The sequence below is a fragment of the Ralstonia sp. 1138 genome, from assembly GCF_040544795.1.
In the GTDB taxonomy this organism is placed as follows: Bacteria; Pseudomonadota; Gammaproteobacteria; order Burkholderiales; family Burkholderiaceae; genus Ralstonia; species Ralstonia flatus.
On record NZ_JBEPKQ010000002.1, the window covers coordinates 981,962 to 1,003,923 of the forward strand.

A 21,962-nucleotide genomic window follows, 5' to 3' on the forward strand; every position below is an offset into this window, starting at 1 on the left:
CTGGCAACGTTAAATATTGTCACGACTGCGCCCGGTGCACGTATCGCACGGCATCATGCGCTCCACGTGTGCCGGACCAGTACGTCTGACCCTCCATGACGTTACCCCGTAAGCGTTGCAGTGCTTCCCCCCGGTGCGCTGCGATGTGTCTGGCACATGCGACCCTTGGGTGTTTCTGATCCCGTCACACTGTTGTGGGAAGCACCGCCGCCCGGACCTCGTTGTCCGGGCTTTTTTTTTGCCCGTTTGACCAATGCGCGTCGCATCCGTGCTTCAACGGCCTTCACAAATTAGGACTCTTCTCATGGTCCGTAGCACACCTCGCCATGAAAATTGCCGCCACGTAACACATGCAACGGAACGCGCTGAACGCGCCTGAATAAGCGCCATCAATTCCGGCACCCGCCCGCGACGCATGTGCGAATTTTCATGGAGCCGAACATGCGTATCGCCTTGCTTGAAGACGATCCCTTCCAAAGCGAAGTCATCGTCCAGATCCTGTCTCAGTCCGGCCACGACGTGGTGACCTACACCGACGGTGCCACCTTGCTGCGCATGCTGGGTCGATCGTCGTACGACATGCTGATCCTCGACTGGCATACGCCTGGCATGCTCGGTATCGACGTGCTGAGCGTCGTGCGCAGCCGCCATAAGGAAGTGCTGCCGGTGCTGTTCGTCACGGCCGAAGAGGGCGAGAAAAGCCTCGTGCGCGCGCTCACGCACGGCGCCGACGACTACATCGCCAAGCCGTTCCGCATTGCCGAGCTGCGGGCGCGCGTCGACGCGCTGCTGCGCCGTGCATATCCCATCCCGTATGGACGCCTGCCATTCGCGGTCGGGCCTTATCACTTCAATCCCCAGCGCCAGCAGGTCACCCTGCACGGCGAGCCAGTGACGCTGACGGGTATCGAGTTCCAATTGGCGCTGCTGTTGTTTTCGAATGTGGGCCGCACGCTGTCGCGCGACCACATCTTTGGGCAGGTGTGGGGCCGAAACTCGTCGGAGTACACCCGCACGATCGACAGTCACGTATCGCGCATCCGCATGAAGCTGAATGTCGAACCGGAGAACGAGGTGCGCCTGGTGGCGGTGTACAAGCACGGCTATCGGGTGGACCACCTGAAGCCTGCGGACGACATGGGAAGTCTGTACGAGATGGAAATCGCGTCGTACGACCTATAAACACGCACTGACCCGCGTGCAGAAAGAGCGCTACCGCAGGAACGCGGGAGCGCTCTTTTTTTGGGATCATCGGCTGGTATGCTCAACGCTTCTCAATCTTTGGGCGAGGCTGGTGTGCCGCTTGTCAATCTCAATGCAGAGGCCGAAGCGCTGCCGCGCGCCTGGTCGTCTCGCGTGCTGGAGCGGTTTGGTGGCGGTAACTTCAAGGTGCTGCGCATGGATGGCACGTCGTATCCCAACGAGGTGCACGACTATGCCGAAGGGCTGCTGGTCATCGATGGGCAGCTGCGGTTGCGCATCCGCGACGAAGCAGTGACGGTCTCGCGCGGGGAGCTGTACGTGGTGCCTGCCGGCGTGCCGCACAGCGTGGACGCAGGCAGCGCCGGCACGCTGGTCATTCTGGACGTCTAAGCGGAGCGTCGGCTGACTCCGCGAGCTGCTTGATCCGCTGCAGCATCATCCGGCGGATCAGACCGCTTGGCACGCGGATCAGTATCCAGTAAGGCGTGAAGCGGCGGCGCGCCGTGGTGCTGGAGCAATGCACGCACGTGCGCGTGGTCAGCAACGTGCCGGCGCCCTCGGGCTGAGCGACGAACGTCATGACCAGCTTGGCGATATCGGGTGCGGCGAACGTGCAAAATGCGCCGGCTTCAACGTGGATGAGCCCGCCGGCCGGTTCCCAGAAGCGGCCGACCAAGCCGAGCGCGAATTCCTGATCTCCATTTCTGCCAAGGATTGTGAAATCGTGCAGGCCGAATCCGGCGTCGATCCGTCGCGCACTGGGCTTGCCGAGCGCGGCGGCGATGCGCGCCGGGATGGCACGCAGATGCAGGAACAGCCTGGCTACCGGGAAATCCGTGACGTCAAGTTGCGAGGCCATGTCGAGCACGCGCGCCGGCGATGCATTGACCCGTATGTGGTGCTGCTCGCTGAATTGATGTTCGGGAAGGAAGGTGTGCAACAGGCTCATGCTGATGGAGGGCGTGATGTCACGCCTGGGGTTTTTCGCTCGCAGCCGTGGAAGCCGCAGCCGGGGCGAATGCAGCATCGCGAGCAGGCGGTTCTGCCAGGCTGCGTTTCATCAGCCATGCGACACCGGGCACGCGCAAGCCGGTGGCAAACACCACGTCACGCATCCAACCGCCGTATTGCGCCTGGAAGCATGGCGTGAGCGCGCGGCTCAGCGTCTGGTAGGCCTGCACGGTGCGCAGACGACGGGCGTGGTAGGCGAGCGCGCCATCGGCGGCACCATGGACTTGCACGCAGGCCGCCAGTGCGAGCGCATCCTGCGCGGCCAGCGTGGTCCCCAGGCCGAGTTGCGGGCTCATGGCATGCGCGGCATCGCCGATGACGCAGTAGGGCGGTTTGGCCAACGCGCGTGGCCACGTGTGGCGATAGACGGCAAAAGGCATATCGTCGTGCGAGCCGATCTGCTCGACCATGGGCGCGGCTTGCGGCCACAGGCTGAGCACATGCGCCTTCCACTGTTTGATGTCGGTCTGGCGCCAGGCGTCGACGGCATCGCTGGGCAGGCTCCAGAACATCGACAGGCGTGTGCGGCTGCCATCCACGTCGGTGGGCAGCAGGCCCATCATCTCGCGCGTGCCGCGAAAGCGCTGCTGCAGCACACGCGGGTTCCAGCCATCCACCCATCCTTGGAACCACAGCGTGCCCCATCGGTACGTGCTTGACGGGCCGGCCAGGCCTGCGGGCTCACGCAGCGCAGAGGCCGCGCCATCGGCAATCACAAACAGGTCGAAGATGGATTCTCCCTGCGCGTGCGCGACCCGCGCGCGCGGGCCATCCCCCAGCAATTGCTGGATCGCGCAACCAAAGTGGAATACTGCGCCCGCGTGCAAGGCGGCGTCGTACAGCATGGACGACAGCGCGTGCCGCGTGACGGCGCGGCCGGGCGTCTCGGCGTAGTCGATGTCGAGCAGACGCCAGCCGCGATGGCTCAGGCCGATCAGCCGGTCGATCGGCGCGCCGATGCCCTCAAGCTCGCGGCCCACACCGAGCGCCTCCAGCGCGCGGATGCCCTGCGGCTGGATCAGCAGGCCCGCGCCCATGGCGGTCAGCTGCGGGTGCTTTTCGAAGACGTGCACATCGTGCCCCTGGCGGGCAAACGCGATGGCGGCGGCGAGGCCGGCGTTACCGGCGCCGGCAATGCCGATGGACAGCGGGCGGGGTGCGGACATGAGGCGTGGTGGATCGTTTGCTCAAGATGATAACGATACGGCACGCACGTTAAGGCTGTTCGCGCAGGCTGCGGAGATAATGCGCAGACCTCCCGCCCACCCCACAAAACCGGACGCGCCATGCAGATCAAATGGCTGGAAGACTTCAAGGAACTGGCCAAGACGCGCAGCTTCAGCCGCGCCGCCGAAAACCGCAACGTCACGCACCCCGCATTCGGCCGCCGGATCAGGGCGCTGGAAGAATGGGTGGGCACCGCGCTGGTCGAGCGCAACGAGCATCCGGTCACGCTCACGGCGGCGGGGCGCCTGTTTCTGGATGCAGCGGCCAATGCCGTCGACGGCCTGAACGATGCGCGCCTGCTGCTGCGGGAGGCGCAACTGCCCGTGGCGCTCAAGATCGGCACGGGACGCACGCTGGCGCGCACGTTCGTCCCCGGGTGGTATGAGACGCTGGCGCGCCAGCGCGGGGTGTTTCCGCTCAGCGTGACGACGGGCGGCACGCAGGAAGGCGTGTTGGCACTTGCGGACGGCACCGTCGATTTGCTGATCGCCTACGCCAGCCCGCAGGCCGATGCGCTGCTCGATCCGCGCAAATACGACCACTGCCTGCTGGGCAGCGAGACGCTCGTGCCGGTGAGCGCCCCCGACAAGCGCGGCCGCCCGCGCTTCACGCTGCCGGGTTCGGCCGCCGCACCGCTGCCGTGGCTGGCCTTTGCGCGGGGGCTGACGTTGCGGCAGATGCTCGACAGCCATCTGGCCGCCGCCGATCGCAAAGTGCATCTGCAACCCGTGTTCCAAGCCGATTTTTACGAAGCGGTGGAAGAGATGGCCTTACGTGGATTCGGCATGGCGTGGCTGCCGTATCGCCTGGCCAAGCCGCACCTGAATGCGGGTGAACTGCGCCCCGCCAGCGACGACGCCTGGCACATCCACGTCAACATCCGCATGATGCGCGTGCGCAGCAACCAGAGCGCGCTGCTCGACGAGGTGTGGCAACGGGCCGTCGATAACGCCAATGCCAACGTCCGCGCCGATCTCGCCTGACGCGCATCGCAAAAAAGCCCAACCTTGTGCCGAAACGGCACAAGCCGCGGCGGCGCGGCACCTAGACTCCTCCGCAACCTTCGCCCGCCAGCGCTGTTCGGCAAAACAGGCGGATCGGCACAGACCACGGGGAGACAACCATGCCAGCCCACACCCTCAACGCGAGCGGCGCAGCAGCACGCGCCGCCGACACCCATCGACACCCCGCGCCCTGGCGTGCCGTTCTGGCTGCCAGCGTCGGCAACGCGCTCGAATACTACGATCTGCTGATCTACGGCTATTTCGCCATCACCATCGGCAAGCTGTTCTTCCCGACGGGCGATGCGTGGAGTTCGCTGATGCTCTCTGTCGGCACGTTTGGCGTGTCGTTCATCATGCGCCCGCTCGGTTCGATGGTGCTCGGCAGCTATGCCGACCGCGTGGGCCGCAAGGCCGCGCTGACCTGGTCGATCCTGCTGATGATGCTGGGCACGGCGATGATCGCGTTTGCACCGACATACGCATCGATCGGTCTGTGGTCGCCGGCCATCGTGATCGTGGCGCGACTGCTGCAGGGCTTTTCGGCCGGCGGTGAATTCGGCTCGGCCACGGCGTTCATGATCGAGCACGCCAACGGCAAGCGCATGGGCTACAACGCGAGCTGGCAGGCCGCCACGCAGGGTCTGGCCACCTTGCTGGCGGCAGGCCTGAGCGCGTGGATCACCTACGCGCTGACCCCGGCACAGGTGGAGTCATGGGGTTGGCGCGTGGCGTTCCTGTTCGGTTTGCTGATCGGGCCGATCGGCGTCTATATCCGCCGCCATACGCCGGAAACGCCGGAGTTCGTCGCCATGCAGGCGGAAGCGCCGGCCGCGCTGCAAGCGCGCTCGCCGCTGCGCGACACGCTCACGCAGGGTTTGCCGGGGCTTCTGCTGGGCGCGGGCGTGGTCGTCGCCGTCACTGCATTCAACTACGTGCAGAAGGTCTACATGCCGACCTATGCCATCAATCAACTCCACATCGCGACCAGTGCATCGCTGGTCTGCACGATGATCACGGGCGCGATGCTGATGATCATGGCACCGGCGTTCGGCCTTCTGGCAGATCGTTTCGGCAGCATCCGCGTGGTGTCGATTGCGATGGTGGTGATTGCGCTGTCGACGTATCCGATGTTTGCCACGCTGGTCGCACAGCCGACGTTCTGGACGCTGCTGGTCATGCAGGCCATCGTTGGTGTATTGCTCGCGGCCATCCTGGCGCCGCTGCCTGCGTTGCTCGCCGACATTTTCCCGACGCGTACACGCGGCACGGGTCTGGCGCTCAGCTACAACCTGTCGGTAACGATCTTCGGCGGGTTCTCGCCGCTGATCGTCACGTGGCTGATCGGTGTCACGCACATCAAGACGTCGCCAAGTTTCTATGTGTTTGCGACCACGCTGATCAGCCTGGCTTCGCTGTGGATGCTGCGCGGGCGCGTTCGTGCGGCTCGCAACTGAACAGACTTCTCGTCACACCGAAGGATTTCGCATGATGACCCTGGAGGCGCTGCGCGCCACGCTGCCGGTCTACCCGATCGAGTTGCACAAGCCTGATATCCGCCGTTGGAAAACCGGCACGCACGGCATCGATTACGTCCATACGTTCGACAGCGGAATGCCCGGTCCGCACGTCATGATCAACGCGCTCACGCATGGCAACGAGCTGTGCGGCGCGATTGCGGTGGATGCGCTGCTGGCTGCCGGCGTGCGTCCGGCACATGGCATGCTCACGCTGTCATTCGCCAACGTCGAGGCGTATGAGCGCTTCGATATCAACGACCCGGATGCCACGCGCTTCATCGACGAAGACCTGAATCGCGTGTGGTCTGCGGACAAGCTGGATGGCCCGGGCAACACGCTGGAACTGCGCCGCGCGCGCGAGTTGCGCCCGGTGATCGACACGGTGGATTACCTGCTCGATATCCACTCGATGCATGAGAAGGCCGAGCCGCTGATGCTGACCGGTCCGCATCCGAAAGGTGTCGCATTGGGCCGCCAGGTCGGTGCGCCTTCGCATCTGATGATCGATGCCGGCCATGCTGCCGGCCGCCGCCTGCGCGACTACGGCGGCTTTGGCGATGCCGCCAGTCCCAAGAACGCGTTGCTGATCGAATGCGGTCAGCACTTCGAGCGCGTGAGCCGCGATGTGGCGCTGGATGCGTGCGCGCGCTTCCTGGTGGCGCTGGGCACCGTCGATGCATCTGCGGTATCGGAATGGCTGGGCGTGGCGCCTGCGCTGGACGTGCGCTGCATTCGCGTGACCGATCCGGTCGTCGCCAACTCCACGGCGTTCCGCTTTGTGGACGACTATCGCGGCATGGAAACCATCGCGCGCGCCGGCACCGTCATCGCCACCGATGGTGAATCGAACATCGTCACGCCATATGACAACTGCGTGCTGCTGCAGCCGTCGCTACGGCACCTGGGGCCCGGCGTGACCGTGGTCCGGCTGGGCAAACCGGAAGGCGGGGCTTAAGCGTCGAGCATGGCGCGCAACGTGCCGAGCACGACCTGGCGGCAGTTGCGCACCATCTTCTCTTCGGGGTCTCGATAGCCGGTCAGAAGCCACGCTGCACCGACGTTGGTCAGGGCGCCCACCAGCGCCAGGCCGATGATGCGTTGGTCGGCGCGCAGCTCGGCGTCGTCGTCATTGTGGACGACAGGCAGTTGGGCATTCGCCATGATCTGCCTGCCAAACTCCAGCAGGTTGCGCTGGTAGGTCGCATCCGTTTCGGGGCTCACGCCCATCACTTCGAGCAGCAGTACGCGCGCCGCGCACGGGTCACGCAAGAACGCGAAAAACGCGTGCAGGCCAGCGTCGACGCGCGCTTCCAGCGTGTTGCTGACAGCGGCGGTGGCGTCCGACACCCGTGTGCGCAAGTCTTCGGCATGTTGCTGGTAGGTCGCACGCAGCAGGGCTTCGGTGCTGTCGAACGCGGCGTAAAAGTACCGGTCATTGAGCTTCGCTTCCTGGCAGATCGCGCGCACGGTGGCCTTGCGAAAGCCCACCGTGCCGAACACGCGCGTGCCAGCGCGGATCAACGCATCGCGGCGCTCTGCTGCGCGTGCTTCCGGCGCCACACCGCCATACGGGCGGCCTTTCCTGACGGGTGCGTCGGCTGTTTCAAGTGTTTTCTCCATTTCGCTATTTGACGTCAGGACGCCCGAAAATTAAAGTGGTGACGAATCACACCACATTTAAGGCGAACTTTGCCACGCCCGCAGCCGGGCCGCGAACAGGAGACCGCATGGACACCACGATGGAGCACAGCGCCAGCCGGGCCGCGCCCCGCAACCGGGCAGCCGCGCCGGATACCGACCTCGACGTGCTCATCGTCGGCGCGGGCCTTTCGGGTATTGGCGCGGCGTATCACCTCCGCGAGCGCAGCCCGTCGGCGCGTTTCACCATCCTCGAAGGGCGCGAAACCATCGGCGGCACATGGGACTTGTTCCGCTATCCGGGCATCCGCTCGGACTCCGACATGTTCACGCTCGGCTACAGCTTCCGGCCGTGGCACAGCAACAAGGCCATCTCTGACGGCCAGACGATCCTCGATTACATCCGCGACACCGCGCGCGTGTTCGGCATCGACAAGTCGATCCGCTTCCGCCACAAGGTGACGGGCGCGAGTTGGGATTCCTCCGCCGCGCGCTGGACCGTGCAGGCGCTGCGCGGCGATGGCACGCGCGAGGAACCGGTGCAGTTCACCTGCAAGTTCCTCTACATGTGCAGCGGCTACTACGATTACGAAGAGGGCCACGCGCCGACGTGGCCCGAGATGGATCAGTTCCAGGGCCGCATCGTCCATCCGCAGCACTGGCCGAACGATCTGTCGTACGCCGGCAAGCGCGTGGTGGTGATCGGCAGCGGCGCCACGGCCGTCACGCTGGTGCCCGCGATGGCCGGCACCGCGCAGCACGTGACGATGCTGCAGCGCTCGCCCACGTACATCGTGTCGCGGCCCGAGCAGGATGCCGTCGCAAACACGTTGCGCCGCTGGTTGCCGTCGGGCCTCGCTCACCGGCTGGTGCGCACGAAGAACGTGCTGCTGACGATGTACTTCTATAGCCTCGCGCGTCGCAAGCCCAAGGCATTCAAAGACTTCATCATCCGCATGGCCGGCAAGCAGATCGGCCCCGGCTTCGACGTGCGCAAACACCTGACCCCGCGCTACAACCCGTGGGACCAGCGCCTGTGCCTCGTGCCGGATGGCGATCTGTTCAAGACGATCCGCGCGGGCAAGGCCTCGATTGCGACGGACGAAATCGCACGCTTTACGCCGACGGGCCTGCAGCTCAAGAGCGGTGAACATCTCGACGCCGACGTGATCGTCACGGCCACGGGGCTCAAGCTGAAGGTGCTGGGCGGCGCGGCCATCACCGTCGACGGGCGTGCTGTGGATCTGGCCGAGACGGTGTCGTACAAGGGCATGATGTACAGCGGCGTGCCGAACCTGGCGTCGTCGTTCGGCTATACGAATGCGTCGTGGACGTTGAAGGCCGAGTTGATCGCGCAGTACGTCTGCCGGCTGCTCAACCACATGCAAGCCAACGGTTTCGATACCTGCGTGCCGCGTCTTGATGACGAAGCCATGAGCCGCGAGCCCGCCGTCGATCTGACGTCCGGCTACATCCAGCGCGCGGCCGCCATCCTGCCCAAACAGGGTGACAAGCAGCCGTGGAAGTCGTATCAGAACTACGCGCGCGATCTGATGATGCTGAAGTTCGGCACACTGGCCGACAGCGCCATGCAGTTCGAGCGTCGCGCTCAGCCGATCGGCGCGGCACAGCCCGCCTAACCGCCTCCCGCTTTGGGGACACTATGACCAGCATCGTTCTTGGCGTCATCGCGCTTGCCATCCTGGCGCCTGTTGCGTTCACGTTTTTCATCGCTCGCCGCGTCACCAAGGGGTTTCCGCCCGAAGGCAAGTTCCTTGATGTCGGGGCCGATCGCGTGCATTACACCGATCGGGGCAAGGGGCCGGCCATCGTGTTCGTGCATGGCCTGTGCGGGAATCTGCGCAACTTTGCCTACCTGGATATGGAACGGCTGGCGCGCTCGCACCGCGTGATCGTGATCGACCGGCCGGGAGCAGGGCGATCGGTGCGCGGTGCGGATTCACCGGCCAATATCTACGCGCAAGCGCGCATGGTCGCCCAGTGCATCGAGAAGCTCGGGCTCGACAAGCCGGTGCTGGTGGGGCATTCGCTTGGCGGGGCGATTTCACTGGCGGTGGGGCTGAACCATCCGCAGGTCATTCGCCGGCTCGCGTTGATCGCGCCGCTCACGCATGCAGAGAGCGCGCCTCCGGGTGCGTTCGGGGGCCTGGTGTTGCCGTCGCCGTTGGTGCGCAGGCTGGTGTCATGGACGCTTGCGATTCCGCTGTCGATCATCAACTCCCGCAAGGCCATTGCCGCAGTGTTCGCGCCTGAGACCATGCCGAAGGATTTCCCGTTCAAGGGCGGTGGCTTGCTGGGGCTGCGTCCGCACGTGTTCTATGCGGCATCGTCGGATCTGGTCGCTGCCCCGGAAGATCTGCCCGACATGGAGCGCCGCTATGCCTCGATGACGGTGCCGGTTGACGTGCTGTACGGTCGCGGGGACCGCATCCTGAACGTCAAACGCCAGGGCGAAGCGCTCAAGCAGAAGCTGGATCGTGTGAACCTGCGCATCATCGACGGCGGCCATATGCTGCCCGTGACGCAGCCGGCGTTGACGACGGATTGGGTGTTGGCGGTGGCTGCCGAGACGCCTGCGCAAGCCGAGGCGCTTGCGTAATGTGATGGCCCTGGCGGTGGCGCCGGGGATGCAGCAGAAAGCAAAAAGCCCTGCCGAAGCAGGGCTTTTTGGTATTTGGTGGCGAATCAGGGACTCGAACCCCGGACCTGCGGATTATGATTCCGTCGCTCTAACCGACTGAGCTAATTCGCCGAAGAAGCGGGATTCTACCGTCTTCGGCGAATATGTCAACCCCCTGCGTCAGTCGTTGCGATAAATATCCACATCCTTGGTCTCGCGCACGAACAGCACCCCGATCACGAAGGTGATGGCCGCGATCCAGATCGGGTACCACAGACCGTGATAGATATTGCCGTTCTGGGCCACCAGGGCGAACGAGATGGTCGGCAGCAGGCCCCCGAACCAGCCGTTGCCGATGTGATACGGCAGCGACATCGACGAGTACCGGATGCGCGTCGGGAACATCTCCACCAGCATTGCCGCGATCGGGCCGTAGACCATGGTCACGTAGATCACCAGGATCACCAGGATCACCAGCACCATGACCGTGTTCATCTGCGCGGGATCGGCCTTGGCGGGGTAATTGGCCGCCTTGAGCGACTCGCTCACCTGCTTCTTGAAGTCGGCGATCTTCGTCTTGCTGTCGGCGTCGAAACTCTGACCGTCTGCCGTGCGCGTAGCGTTGAGCGAGCTGATCTGCTTACCCGCGATCGACACCGAGGCCACCGTGCCGGCCGGGCCTTCGACCGTCTCGTAGCTGGCCGACGCCTGCGCCAGCGTACGCTTGGCGATGTCGCACGACGAGCGGAAGTCCACCTCGCGGGCGATCGGGCTGCCCTGGAACGAGCACTCCTTCGGATCGACCGTGATGGTGATCTGCGCGGTCTGCTGGGCACGCTCCAGCGCCGGGTTGGCGTAGTGCGTGAGCGCCTTGAACAGCGGGAAGTAGGTCAGCACTGCCAGCAGGCAGCCGGCCATGATGATCTTCTTGCGACCGATGCGATCCGACAGCGACCCGAAGAACACGAAGAACGGCGTGCCGATGGCAAGCGCCACGGCAATCAGCACGTTGGCCGTGAAGGCGTCGACTTTCAGCACCTGCGTGAGGAAGAACAGCGCGTAGAACTGGCCCGTGTACCAGACCACAGCCTGGCCGGCGGTCAGGCCGATCAGCGCCAGGATCACGATCTTCAGGTTGCGCCATTGGCCGAACGCTTCCGTCAGCGGGGCCTTGGAGGTCTTGCCCTCGGCCTTCATCTTCTGGAATGCCGGCGATTCGCTCATCGACAGGCGGATGTACACCGACGTGGCGAGCAGCAGGATCGAGACCAGGAACGGGATGCGCCAGCCCCAGTCATCGAACGCCTTGCCGGTCAGCTCGCGCACCGCCAGGATAACGACCAGCGAAAGGAACAGGCCCAGCGTGGCCGTCGTCTGGATCCACGATGTGTAGGCACCGCGGCGGCCGTGCGGGGCATGCTCGGCGACATACGTGGCAGCGCCGCCGTACTCGCCGCCCAGCGCCAGGCCTTGCAGCATGCGCAGCGCGATCAGGATGATCGGCGCGGTGACGCCAATCGTGCCGTATGACGGAAGCAGGCCGACGATGAACGTCGACGTACCCATGATGACGATGGTGACCAGGAACGTGTACTTGCGCCCGATCATGTCGCCCAGCCGGCCGAATACCAGCGCGCCGAACGGACGCACCAGGAAGCCGGCGGCAAACGCCAGCAGCGCAAAGATGAAGCCCGCCGTGGGGTCCAGCCCCGAGAAGAACTGCTTGGCGATGATGGCCGCCAACGAGCCGTAGAGATAAAAGTCGTACCACTCGAACACCGTCCCCAGCGACGAGGCGAAGATGACCTTCTTCTCCTCCTTCGTCATGGGCGCGGGCTGCACACGCCCGGCGGGCGCGTTCGGTGCACTTTGCACGGTTGCCATGTTGTCTCCTGTTCTTTTCGTAGGTCGTCCCGCTGGGCACTGACATGACAACGCAAACGCTTTTCGCCCGCGGAAGTGTCAAGGATTGTGGGAGCCGAAACTTACGGCGTTCTGACAAGCATGTGCCTGTCGATGCACCGGATCGGCCGTCGAGATCCCAAAGAAATCAAGCACTTGGTTGTCGGAGTGGAGGAATGGTGCACCGATCTGCCCTGTCGCCCGGCTGCGTGCGCTGCATCATCCGACAGCCGCTGGGAGCGTGCCGTGCCAAACGGTATGCGTACCTGCAGCGAATGTGCAAACGCACAAGTTGCCGACGTTTGCCAACGTGGTGTCAAGGGACGGGCGTTGCCTCGCTCTCCTTCGCCACTGCAGCTCGCCCATGTGCCTGACGTTGTTTTGCTGCGCTAGGGAAAACCACTATCGCAGTAAAAGCGCCCCTGAGAGCGTGAGTAAGAGTTCAGTCAGTTTCACTATCCAGAATCGCCGCACACATTCCAAGAGCAAACCAGGAGACAGGCGATGCAGGATGGATTGGTAGGAAAAATCGAGGCGCATCCGAAATATGCGCAGCTCAAACAGCGGCGCAACAGGCTCGGCCTGGTTCTGACAGTGCTGATGCTGGCCGTGTATTACGGCTACATCGCGCTGATCGCATTCGATAAGCCGTTTCTCGCCAAGCCCGTGGGCGCCGGCGTGATGAGCGTGGGCGTGCCCGTCGGTATGGCGGTCATCATTTTCACCGTCGTCATCACCGGCATCTATGTGCGCCGGGCCAACAGCGAATACGATCAACTGACGCAGGACATCCTGAAGGACGTCGCCAAATGAAGAAGATGCTTTCGATCCTGCTGGCGGCGTTATTGGCCGCAGGTGCCTGCGGAGCGGCCTTTGCTGCCGGCGGCGATGTCGGGCAGACCGCCAAGCAGGAAACCAACACCACGGCCATCGTGCTCTTTGCACTCTTTGTGGCCGGCACACTGTGGATCACGAAGTGGGCGGCCAAGCGTACGCGCTCCGCGGCAGATTTCTATACGGCGGGCGGCGGCATCACCGGTTTCCAGAATGGCCTGGCGATCTCGGGCGACTACATGTCGGCGGCGTCCTTCCTGGGCATTTCCGCCGCCGTGATGACCTCCGGCTACGACGGCCTGATCTACTCGATCGGCTTCCTGGTCGGCTGGCCGATCATTACGTTCCTGATGGCCGAGCGGCTGCGCAATCTCGGCAAGTTCACCTTTGCAGACGTGGCGGGCTATCGCTTCGAGCAAGGCCCGATCCGCAGCTTTGCCGCCATCGGCACGCTGGTGGTGGTGGCGTTCTACCTGATCGCGCAGATGGTGGGTGCAGGCCAGCTCATCAAGCTGCTGTTCGGGCTGGATTACTGGATCGCGGTGGTCATCGTCGGTGCATTGATGATGGTCTACGTGCTGTTCGGCGGGATGACCGCAACCACCTGGGTGCAGATCATCAAGGCGTGCCTGCTGCTTGCGGGCGTGACGTTCATGGCCATCATGGTGCTGGCGCAGTACGGTTTCAGCCTGGAGGCGCTGTTCGCCAAGGCTGTGCAGGTCAAGACCGCCATTGCGGCCAACGCCGGCAAATCGCCCGATGAGGCCGCCAAGATCGGTCTGTCCGTGATGGCGCCGGGCGGCTTCATCAAGGACCCGATCTCGGCCATCTCGTTCGGCATGGCGCTGATGTTCGGCACCGCCGGGCTGCCGCACATCCTGATGCGTTTCTTCACGGTGCCCGATGCCAAGGAGGCGCGCAAATCGGTCTTCTGGGCGACTACCTGGATCGGCTACTTCTACATCCTGATCTTCATCATCGGCTTTGGTGCGATCACGCTGGTGCTGACCAACCCGGAACTGTCCGACGTGGCCAAGGGCGTCATCAAGGGCGGTGCGGGCACGGCCAATATGGCTGCGGTGCTGGTGGCCAAGACGGTGGGCGGTGATGTGTTCTACGGCTTCATCTCGGCCGTGGCGTTTGCCACGATTCTGGCGGTGGTGGCGGGGCTCACGCTGTCGGGTGCGTCGGCCGTGTCGCACGATCTCTACGCCACGGTCTTCAAGAACGGCAAGGCCAACAGCGCCGACGAACTCAAGGTGTCGCGCGTCACCACGCTGGTGCTGGGCGTGATTGCCGTGCTGCTGGGCATTGCCTTCGAGAAGCAGAACATCGCGTTCATGGTGTCGCTGGCGTTTGCGGTGGCGGCATCGGCCAACTTCCCGGTGCTGTTCCTCTCGATGCTGTGGAAGGGCTGCACCACGCGTGGCGCCGTCATTGGCGGGTTCCTTGGCTTGATCTCGTCGGTGGGTCTGACGATCGTTTCGCCGTCGGTGTGGGAAGCCACACTCGGTTATCCGAAGGGCTCGGCATGGTTCCCGTACACGTCGCCCGCGCTGTTCTCGATGACGATCGGCTTCGTGGGCGTGTGGCTGTTCTCGGTGCTGGACAGCAGCGTTCGCGCCAAGAACGAGAAGGCGTCGTTTGCTGCGCAGCAGGTTCGCTCGGAAACCGGCCTCGGTGCGGCTGGCGCATCGGGTCACTGATCGGCCACTGGCCACGCTGATCGGAGGCGGGTGACGCGTTGCATCGCCCGCCTCCAAGGCAACCATGCCCAGCGCTTTCAACTTCAACGTCTGGCCGTTCGACTGCCTCAACCAGGACGAGCAGCGCCTGGTGCGCGAAGCCGTCGACATCGGCTACTACCCGGAAGGGCAGAACCTCCTCGATGCAGGTGCCGCACCGCTGCATCTGTTCCTGATCATCAAGGGCCACGTCGCCCAGTACGACGGCGACGAATTGGTCGCCACCTATGGCCCCGAGGATTGCTTTGATGGCCGAGCGCTGGTGGCCGGCAAGGCGAGCAGTCGCTTCGTCGCGGCTGAAGAAGTCGTTGTCTATCAGATCGCGCGCCAAGCTGTGCGCGACCTCATTGCCGCCAACACAACCTTTGGTGCGCTGCTGTTTTCCGACCTGGGCAGCAAGCTCAGCGCCATTGCGCAGCGGCAAAACATGGAGACGATGCAGTCGCTGGCCGTCTCGCACGTGAGCGATGCCTTCATCCGGCCCGCCCATTTTGTGGATGCCGACACGGACGTCGTCTCCGTCGTCAAGCTGTTCCAGGCTCACAACACGTCGAACGTGCTCGTGCGTGATGGCCGCAGCCCGCCGCGCGTGGGCATCTTCACGCGCAGTTCCTTGCAGCGCGCCGTCCTGCAGGGCACACCGCTGGATCGTCTGCCGGTGGGGCAGATGAGCCAGTTCTCGCTCATCACCGTGCCGGCCTCCGCGCAGATCGGCGACGCCCTGACGCTGATGCTGCGCCATCGCGTTCACCGGCTGGTCGTCACGCACGGAGATGAGATTCTCGGGCTGCTCGAATCCCTGGATGTGTTCAGCTTCCTGGCTAATCACTCCTATCTGCTGACCGTGCAGATCAACCTGGCCGAAGATCTGGACGCGCTCGCGCAAGTAGCGGCGCAGATCACGCGGATGGTCGCGCTGCTCACGCGTGGCGGCTCGCGCATTGACCACGTTGCCAGCCTCGTACGCGAAATCAACGCGCGCCTGTTTGAGCGTGCCTGGCAGATGATCGCGCCACCGGAGCTGGTGGAAAACAGTTGCCTCTTCGTCATGGGCAGTGAGGGGCGTGGCGAGCAACTGCTCAAGACCGATCAGGACAACGCGCTGGTGCTGCGCGATGGCTACGTGCCTCCGGCAGATCTGCAGTGCATCGTCACGCGCTTCTCCGATGCGTTGGCCGCGTTCGGCTACCCGCCTTGCCCCGGCGGCATCATGCTGAGCCGTCCGGAGTGGTGCATGTCCGCAAGCGACTTCGCGCGGCACATTCGCGAATGGCTGATCCTGCCGAGCCCCGAAGGGTTGATGCATCTGGCCATCTTCTTCGACGCCCATGCGGTGTCCGGCGATGCCGCCTTGCTGAAACAATTGCGGCGGACCTTGCTGGAACTCATGATCGACAATGACGCCGTGCTGAGCCGATTTGCCGCTGCCGTTGAAGCCTTCAGTGCCGCGCCGGGCTGGCGCGATCGTTTGCTCGCGTTTGCCGATGCCGATCCGGTCATCGACGTAAAGAAGGAGGGCATCTTCCCGATCGTCCATGGGGTGCGCAGTCTTGCGCTCGCCCACCAGATACTCGACGAAACCGGCACCGTGCCGCGCCTGGATGCGCTGGTGCGCGCCGAAGCGGTCGATGCCCACATGGCCGCCGAGTTGAGCGACAGCTTGCACTTCCTGATGTCGCTGCGGCTCAAGGCCGGGCTGGCGGAGGTCGATGCGCGTCAACCGCTGTCGTGCGACGTGCATCTGGCGCGCCTGTCGTCGCTGGAGCGTGACCTGCTCAAGGACACGCTCGGCGCGGTCAAGCGGTTCAAGGCGCTGCTACAGCAACGCTGGCGGACCGAGTGGATGTGATCATGAGCGTGCAGTCATGAGCGGACGGCTCTCCGACTGGCTGCAGGCACTGCAAAGGCGCCGCCTGTTGCGCAGGTTGCGCGATCCGGCGTTCCAATTCCTGCTCGAGGCGCCGCCCACCGACGAATGGGTGGCGCTCGATTGCGAGACCACCGGCCTGAACGTGCGCACCGACGAGATCATCTCCATCGGGGCCGTCCGCATCATCGGCAATCGCATTCTGACGAGCGAAAGCCTGGAGTTGCTGATCCGGCCGCAAGGGGAGATGCGTGCCGACAGCATCTGCGTGCATCGTCTGCGCAATCGCGACCTGGACAGCGGTGTGTCGATCGAGCAGGCCGTCCACACACTGCTGCATTTCATCGGCAGCAGACCTTTGGTGGGCTACTACCTCGAGTTCGATGTGGCGATGCTCAATCGGGTGGTGGTGCCCATGCTGGGCATCGGCCTGCCGCAGCCCAAGATCGAAGTCTCTGCCCTCTATTACGACCATCAATTCCAGCAGTTGCCCCCGTATCGGCAGCAGGGCGACCCCGATCTCGACCTGCGCTTCGCCACCGTGATGAAGGAACTGGACTTACCGACCTGGGACGCACACGACGCGCTGAACGACGCGGTAATGGCCGGGTTGGCCTTTGTGAAGCTGCGCCATCTGGGAGCAGCGTAACGCGCGGTGTCAGATGGACGGCGGCTGGGCGGGTTCCGACGCGTTGCGCTGCACCGCTTCGTCGTGTTCGGCGGCCGCATCTGCAGCGCGGTTGGTGCGCCATGCATACAGCACGGTAATCAGCACATAGACGATGGGCGCACCTTGCGCGCCGACCCAGTACGCGAAGGTCCAGTCCGAGTTGAAGACGTGCATCGATAGGTCGCGTGCAAAAAACGCGATCACGAACGTCACCGCAAACCACACCGCGAGCAGCGCCGCGATCCAGCGCATGTTGGCAATCCACCGGCGGCGCGCCGGCGTTCCGGGCGTGATGCTCATGCGGTGGCCTCCTCGCCGGACGAGGCGCGATGCAGCGTGATGCGAAAGCGCGCCCCCGCCAGCCGCGGCGATGCCTGATACACGTTGTCGAGCACTTCGATGTCGCCGCCGTGCTGCTGCACGATTTCGCGCACGATGGCCAGGCCCAGCCCACTGCCTTCGGCCTGCGTGCCGAGGATGCGATAGAAACGCTGCATCACCCGTTCGCGCTCGGCCACGGGGATGCCGGGGCCGGTGTCATCCACGTCGATGAAGACGAACGGCTCGAACGGCGCGGTGGTCACGCGCACGGTGACATGTCCGCCGTCCGGCGTGTAGCGGATCGCGTTGTCGAGCAGGTTGTTGAGCATCTCGGCGAGCATCGTCGCATTGCCGGAAATCGTAACGGGCGGCCCCGGCTCCTCGAAGCCGAGGTCGATCTGCTTGGCCCACGCCTTGGGCAGCCAGTCGGCCACCACCTGGCGCGACAGCGCGCAGATATCCAGCGGCACCATACCGTCGGTGGTGCCCATGTTTTCCATGCGCGCGAGCGAAAGCAGCTGCTTGACGAGGTGCGCGGTGCGATCCGAACTGTCGGCGATGTGCGCGAGCGTGCGGCGCAGTTCGTCGGGCGACTGTTCGCGCTGCGCCAGTTCGGCCTGCATGCGCAGACCGGCCAGCGGCGTCTTCATCTGATGCGCGGCATCGGCAATGAAACGCTTCTGCGTATGCACCGATTGCTCCAGCCGCCCGAGCAGGTCATTAAACGACGCTACCAGCGGCGTCAGTTCCTGCGGCGCGGCACCTTCGTCGATGGGACTGGTGTCGCCCGGGTTGCGCGCGCGAATGCGTTCCTGAATCGCGTTGAGCGGCGCCAGCCCGCGCGTGAGCCCAAACCACACCAGGATCACCGCCAACGGCAGGATCACGAACTGCGGCAGGATCACGCCCTTGATGATTTCGTTGGCCAGTTGCGCGCGCTTGTCGAGCGTCTCCGCCACTTGCACCAGCGCGGGCTTGTCGCCGGAGCCCGGCCGCTGCACGAAGGTATACGCGACCCGGATCTCTGTGCCGTGGATGTGGTCGTCGCGCAGTTGCACGAGGCCGCCCGCGTTGGCGTCTTCTTCCGGCGGCAGCGGGAGGTCGCGGTCCCCGGAGACAAACTCGCCGTTGGTGCCGAGCACTTGGTAGTAGATATTGTCGGTTTCGTCCGCACGCAAAATCTCACGCGCGGAGATCGGCAGCTGCAGCGTCACGCGTCCATTCACCTCGCGCAGTTGCTGGCTGAGCACGATCGCGCTCGATTCCAGCGCGCGGTCGTATGGCGCATTCGCAATCGACTTGGCCACCAGGTACGTCACCGCAATGCTCATCGGCCACAGCAACAGCAGCGGCGCGAGCATCCAGTCGAGAATTTCGCCGAAGAGCGATCGGGCGACGGGCCGCGTGGCGTCGTCTTCGAGGTGGGGGAGGGTGTCGGTGAGGCTGCCGTCGCCATCGCCTCCGTCATCGTTGCCGTCTGGCGCTGGCGCCGTGCCGGCACGCTCGCGCAGCGATGCGCGATGCCGACGCCACGGCCAGGCCAGCCGATCACCCATGGGCGGCGGTTGCGGTGGTGGTGGCTGGGGTGGCCATGCGTTCCAGGCAATAGCCCAGCCCGCGCACGGTCGCGATGCGGATGCCTTCCACTTCGATCTTCTTGCGCAGCCGGTGGATGTAGACCTCGATGGCGTTGTTGCTGACCTCTTCGCCCCAGCCGCAGAGGTGGTCGACCAACTGCTCTTTCGACACAAGGCGGCCGACGCGCGCCAGCAGAATCTCCAGCAGCCCGATCTCGCGCGCCGAGAGTTCCACCACCTGGTCATGGATATAGGCAATGCGCCCGACCTGGTCGAATGCCAAGGGCCCATGGCGCACGAGCGTGGCGCCTCCGCCTGTGCCGCGCCGCACCAGCGCACGCACGCGGGCTTCCAGCTCGGACAGCGCGAACGGTTTGGCCATGTAATCGTCGGCGCCCAGGTCCAGGCCCTTGACGCGTTCTTCCACGCTGTCGGCGGCGGTCAGGATCAGCACCGGCAGCATGGCCCCCCGCGAACGCAGGCGCTTGAGGACCTCCAGCCCCGACATACGGGGCAGGCCCACATCAAGAATCAGCAGGTCATAGGTCTGCGCCGTCTGCGCGGACAGCGCCGCGTCGGCAGTCGCCCCGTCGGAGGCTTGGTCGACGGCATAGCCCGCCTGGCGCAGCGAGCGTGTAAGCCCGTCAGCCAGCGTGGCGTCGTCTTCGGCAATCAGGATGCGCATGCGTGTCTCCCCGCGATGCCGGGCAAGATGTCTTGCCCATCCCGCCCGCTACATTGTTTTCGCGCGACAACTGATCTGGAGACTTGTCAAAACCACTGGTTTTTTATACAGTACTCCGAATTCGCGGTGCTGTAGTCTTGGCGGCGCTAAAGTCATGGAATGGGTCGCGTCGGGGCAATCAGCCAGCGGCCCGTTGTTGCAGGCAACCGCTGGAATCGCAAGCCCTTGCGGCCCATTTATACACCAATTTGCACGAAGGACGACCATGGAAGACGGTAAGAAGGCAGCCGCGATGAGCGCAGAAAAGCAGAAGGCGCTGGCTGCCGCGCTCGCGCAGATCGAAAAGCAGTTCGGCAAGGGCTCCATCATGAAGATGGGCGACGCCGAGGTCGAGCCGGTCCAGGTCGTGTCGACGGGTTCGCTCGGGTTGGACGTGGCGCTGGGCGTTGGCGGTCTGCCGCGCGGCCGCGTCATTGAAATCTACGGTCCGGAATCGTCGGGTAAGACCACGCTGACACTGCAAGTGGTTGCCGAGATGCAGAAGCTGGGCGGCACGTGTGCCTTCATCGACGCAGAACATGCGCTTGACGTCACTTATGCCGACAAGATTGGTGTCAGCGTGCCGGACCTGCTGATCTCCCAGCCGGACACGGGTGAGCAGGCTCTGGAAATTGCCGACGCGCTGGTGCGCTCGGGCTCGGTTGACCTGATCGTCATCGACTCGGTGGCCGCGCTGGTGCCGAAGGCTGAAATTGAAGGCGAAATGGGCGACGCGTTGCCCGGCCTGCAGGCCCGTCTGATGAGCCAAGCGCTGCGCAAGCTGACCGGCACCATCAAGAAGACCAATTGCATGGTCATCTTCATCAACCAGATCCGCATGAAGATCGGTGTGATGTTCGGCTCGCCGGAAACGACCACGGGTGGTAACGCACTGAAGTTCTACGCTTCGGTGCGTCTGGACATCCGCCGTATCGGCTCGATCAAGAAGGGCGACGACGTGGTCGGCAACGAAACCAAGGTCAAGGTCGTCAAGAACAAGGTGGCGCCGCCGTTCCGCGAAGCCATTTTCGACATCCTCTATGGCCAGGGTGTGTCGCGCGAAGGCGAAATCATCGACCTCGGTGTGGAAGCCAAGATCGTTGAAAAGTCCGGCGCCTGGTACAGCTACGGCGGCGAGCGCATCGGCCAAGGCCGCGACAACTGCCGTGAATACCTGCGCGAGAACCCAGACCTCGCCCGTGACATCGAGAACAAGGTCCGCGAAGCACTGGGCGTGACGCCGATGGGCGCCGTCGCAGTGGCCGAGGAAATCGGAGAAGAGTAATTGGGTTGGCCGTCGGCGCAGATCGACGGCTCTATCGAGCTTCATACGCCTGCCGTCCCCCAACGGCGGGCGTTTTCTTTTTGAGCCTGAAATCGTATGCCGTTGCCGCGCCCACCGTTATCGCTGAAGGCTCGTGCGCTGGGCTATCTGTCTCGGCGCGAGCACAGTCGCGTCGAATTGCGCCGTAAGTTGGTGCCGCACGCCGAGTCTGTCGAAGAGGTCGACGCGCTGCTGGATTGGCTGGAAGGCGAGAATTGGCTCTCCAACACGCGCTTTGCCGAGAGCATGGTGCACCGCCGGGCTGGCCGCTACGGTACGGCTCGCCTGATGCAGGAGCTGAAAACCCATCAGCTTGGCGCAGAGACGCTGGGCGAGGTCAAGGCGCAACTGCAAAGCACGGAAGCCGCCCGCGCGAGAGCCCTGTGGGAAAAGCGCTTCGGCCGCCCGCCGGCCGACCTGGCCGAACGCGCCAAGCAGGTGCGCTACATGATGGCCCGCGGTTTCTCCCGTTCTGTCGTGTCGCGCATCATCGCTGGGGCCGATGAACTGTTGGAAGATGGTGACGAGTCGGCCTGAATGCCGTCGATCTCCCAACAATTCGCGCGGACAATTCGGCTGCGCATGAATCGCGTTGGTTGCACCTCACGCGGTTGTTGCAACCGCTTTCACACTGCATTGCAGCAGGTGACCGGCTTGGTCGTGACGACGTGTTAAAATACCGGTCTTTGATACCGCCCCTAACCTCAATTCTGGTTGCAGGGCGGTATGTTCGTGTGTGGCGGCTGATGCGCTGTCG

20 protein-coding genes and 1 tRNA gene are annotated in these 21,962 nt (G+C 64.1%); 13 read left to right on the forward strand and 8 right to left on the reverse strand.

Going from position 1 to position 21,962, the window contains the following annotated elements:
- Nucleotides 1-441 precede the first annotated feature (441 nt).
- Together ABIC76_RS12330 and ABIC76_RS12335 are read left to right on the forward strand one after the other, a co-directional pair.
- The gene (locus ABIC76_RS12330) at nt 442-1,182 is read left to right on the forward strand and encodes a response regulator transcription factor (RefSeq protein WP_102064554.1); all 741 of its coding nucleotides are present in this window, start codon (nt 442-444) and stop codon (nt 1,180-1,182) included.
- A 78-nt stretch (nt 1,183-1,260) separates the two neighbouring features.
- Nucleotides 1,261-1,593: a cupin domain-containing protein gene (locus tag ABIC76_RS12335; protein WP_354534123.1), complete on the forward strand. Its 333-nt coding sequence runs from the start codon at nt 1,261-1,263 to the stop codon at nt 1,591-1,593.
- On the opposite strand, the gene ABIC76_RS12340 is transcribed toward ABIC76_RS12335, so the two are convergent.
- Nucleotides 1,577-2,152, reverse strand: a complete 576-nt coding sequence (locus ABIC76_RS12340) for a hypothetical protein (RefSeq protein ID WP_354534124.1) — start codon at nt 2,150-2,152, stop codon at nt 1,577-1,579. The two genes, ABIC76_RS12335 and ABIC76_RS12340, sit on opposite strands and share 17 nt — an antisense overlap.
- Nucleotides 2,153-2,171: 19 nt before the next feature.
- On the reverse strand, nt 2,172-3,380 hold the full coding sequence (locus ABIC76_RS12345; RefSeq protein WP_354534125.1) for an FAD-dependent oxidoreductase: 1,209 nt from the start codon (nt 3,378-3,380) through the stop codon (nt 2,172-2,174).
- Between the two features lie 120 nt (nt 3,381-3,500).
- Here ABIC76_RS12345 and ABIC76_RS12350 point away from each other — a divergent pair, with 120 nt between their 5' ends.
- From ABIC76_RS12350 to ABIC76_RS12360, 3 genes are all read left to right on the forward strand, one after another.
- On the forward strand, nt 3,501-4,424 hold the full coding sequence (locus ABIC76_RS12350) for a LysR family transcriptional regulator (protein WP_354534126.1): 924 nt from the start codon (nt 3,501-3,503) through the stop codon (nt 4,422-4,424).
- A gap of 140 nt (nt 4,425-4,564) precedes the next feature.
- Nucleotides 4,565-5,899: an MFS transporter gene (locus ABIC76_RS12355; RefSeq protein ID WP_354534127.1), complete on the forward strand. Its 1,335-nt coding sequence runs from the start codon at nt 4,565-4,567 to the stop codon at nt 5,897-5,899.
- A 31-nt stretch (nt 5,900-5,930) separates the two neighbouring features.
- On the forward strand, nt 5,931-6,917 hold the full coding sequence (locus ABIC76_RS12360) for a M14 family metallopeptidase (RefSeq protein ID WP_354534128.1): 987 nt from the start codon (nt 5,931-5,933) through the stop codon (nt 6,915-6,917).
- Here ABIC76_RS12360 and ABIC76_RS12365 read toward each other — a convergent pair.
- Complete coding sequence (locus tag ABIC76_RS12365) at nt 6,914-7,582, reverse strand: TetR/AcrR family transcriptional regulator (RefSeq protein WP_354534129.1); 669 nt, start codon at nt 7,580-7,582, stop codon at nt 6,914-6,916. The two genes, ABIC76_RS12360 and ABIC76_RS12365, sit on opposite strands and share 4 nt — an antisense overlap.
- A 107-nt stretch (nt 7,583-7,689) precedes the next feature.
- On the opposite strand from ABIC76_RS12365, the gene ABIC76_RS12370 reads away from it, so the two are divergent.
- Complete coding sequence (locus ABIC76_RS12370; protein WP_354534130.1) at nt 7,690-9,240, forward strand: flavin-containing monooxygenase; 1,551 nt, start codon at nt 7,690-7,692, stop codon at nt 9,238-9,240.
- Nucleotides 9,241-9,263: 23 nt separating this feature from the next.
- Entirely contained in the window at nt 9,264-10,220 is a 957-nt protein-coding gene (locus ABIC76_RS12375; RefSeq protein WP_354534131.1) for an alpha/beta fold hydrolase, read from the forward strand.
- A gap of 76 nt (nt 10,221-10,296) precedes the next feature.
- Here ABIC76_RS12375 and ABIC76_RS12380 read toward each other — a convergent pair.
- A tRNA-Met gene (locus ABIC76_RS12380) sits at nt 10,297-10,373 on the reverse strand.
- Nucleotides 10,374-10,421: 48 nt separating this feature from the next.
- The gene (locus tag ABIC76_RS12385; protein ID WP_027678145.1) at nt 10,422-12,125 is read right to left on the reverse strand and encodes an MFS transporter; all 1,704 of its coding nucleotides are present in this window, start codon (nt 12,123-12,125) and stop codon (nt 10,422-10,424) included.
- A 522-nt stretch (nt 12,126-12,647) separates the two neighbouring features.
- On the opposite strand from ABIC76_RS12385, the gene ABIC76_RS12390 reads away from it, so the two are divergent.
- The 4 genes from ABIC76_RS12390 (at nt 12,648) to ABIC76_RS12405 (ending at nt 17,238) form a co-directional block, all read left to right on the forward strand.
- Nucleotides 12,648-12,956, forward strand: a complete 309-nt coding sequence (locus ABIC76_RS12390; RefSeq protein WP_027678144.1) for a DUF485 domain-containing protein — start codon at nt 12,648-12,650, stop codon at nt 12,954-12,956.
- Nucleotides 12,953-14,683, forward strand: a complete 1,731-nt coding sequence (locus ABIC76_RS12395; RefSeq protein ID WP_354534133.1) for a cation acetate symporter — start codon at nt 12,953-12,955, stop codon at nt 14,681-14,683. Before ABIC76_RS12390 ends, ABIC76_RS12395 begins: the two co-directional genes overlap by 4 nt.
- Before the next feature lie 64 nt (nt 14,684-14,747).
- Nucleotides 14,748-16,571 carry a DUF294 nucleotidyltransferase-like domain-containing protein gene (locus ABIC76_RS12400; protein ID WP_354534134.1) on the forward strand — a complete coding sequence of 608 codons (1,824 nt, stop codon included), beginning with the start codon at nt 14,748-14,750 and terminating at the stop codon, nt 16,569-16,571.
- A gap of 16 nt (nt 16,572-16,587) precedes the next feature.
- Nucleotides 16,588-17,238: a 3'-5' exonuclease gene (locus ABIC76_RS12405; protein ID WP_354534135.1), complete on the forward strand. Its 651-nt coding sequence runs from the start codon at nt 16,588-16,590 to the stop codon at nt 17,236-17,238.
- A gap of 9 nt (nt 17,239-17,247) precedes the next feature.
- Here the strand turns inward: ABIC76_RS12405 and ABIC76_RS12410 are convergent, their stop codons facing one another.
- From ABIC76_RS12410 to ABIC76_RS12420, 3 genes are read right to left on the reverse strand one after another with little or no spacing between them, the layout of a single operon-like run.
- Nucleotides 17,248-17,559, reverse strand: a complete 312-nt coding sequence (locus ABIC76_RS12410; protein WP_354534136.1) for a DUF4212 domain-containing protein — start codon at nt 17,557-17,559, stop codon at nt 17,248-17,250.
- Entirely contained in the window at nt 17,556-19,136 is a 1,581-nt protein-coding gene (locus tag ABIC76_RS12415) for a sensor histidine kinase (RefSeq protein ID WP_354534137.1), read from the reverse strand. Before ABIC76_RS12415 ends, ABIC76_RS12410 begins: the two co-directional genes overlap by 4 nt.
- Complete coding sequence (locus ABIC76_RS12420) at nt 19,129-19,842, reverse strand: response regulator (RefSeq protein WP_354534138.1); 714 nt, start codon at nt 19,840-19,842, stop codon at nt 19,129-19,131. Before ABIC76_RS12420 ends, ABIC76_RS12415 begins: the two co-directional genes overlap by 8 nt.
- 265 nt (nt 19,843-20,107) lie before the next feature.
- On the opposite strand from ABIC76_RS12420, the gene recA reads away from it, so the two are divergent.
- Together recA and recX are read left to right on the forward strand one after the other, a co-directional pair.
- Nucleotides 20,108-21,166, forward strand: coding sequence for a recombinase RecA (gene recA / locus ABIC76_RS12425; protein WP_027678137.1), 1,059 nt, complete (start codon nt 20,108-20,110; stop codon nt 21,164-21,166).
- A 96-nt stretch (nt 21,167-21,262) separates the two neighbouring features.
- Nucleotides 21,263-21,742: a recombination regulator RecX gene (gene recX / locus ABIC76_RS12430; RefSeq protein WP_354534139.1), complete on the forward strand. Its 480-nt coding sequence runs from the start codon at nt 21,263-21,265 to the stop codon at nt 21,740-21,742.
- Nucleotides 21,743-21,962: the final 220 nt, after the last annotated feature.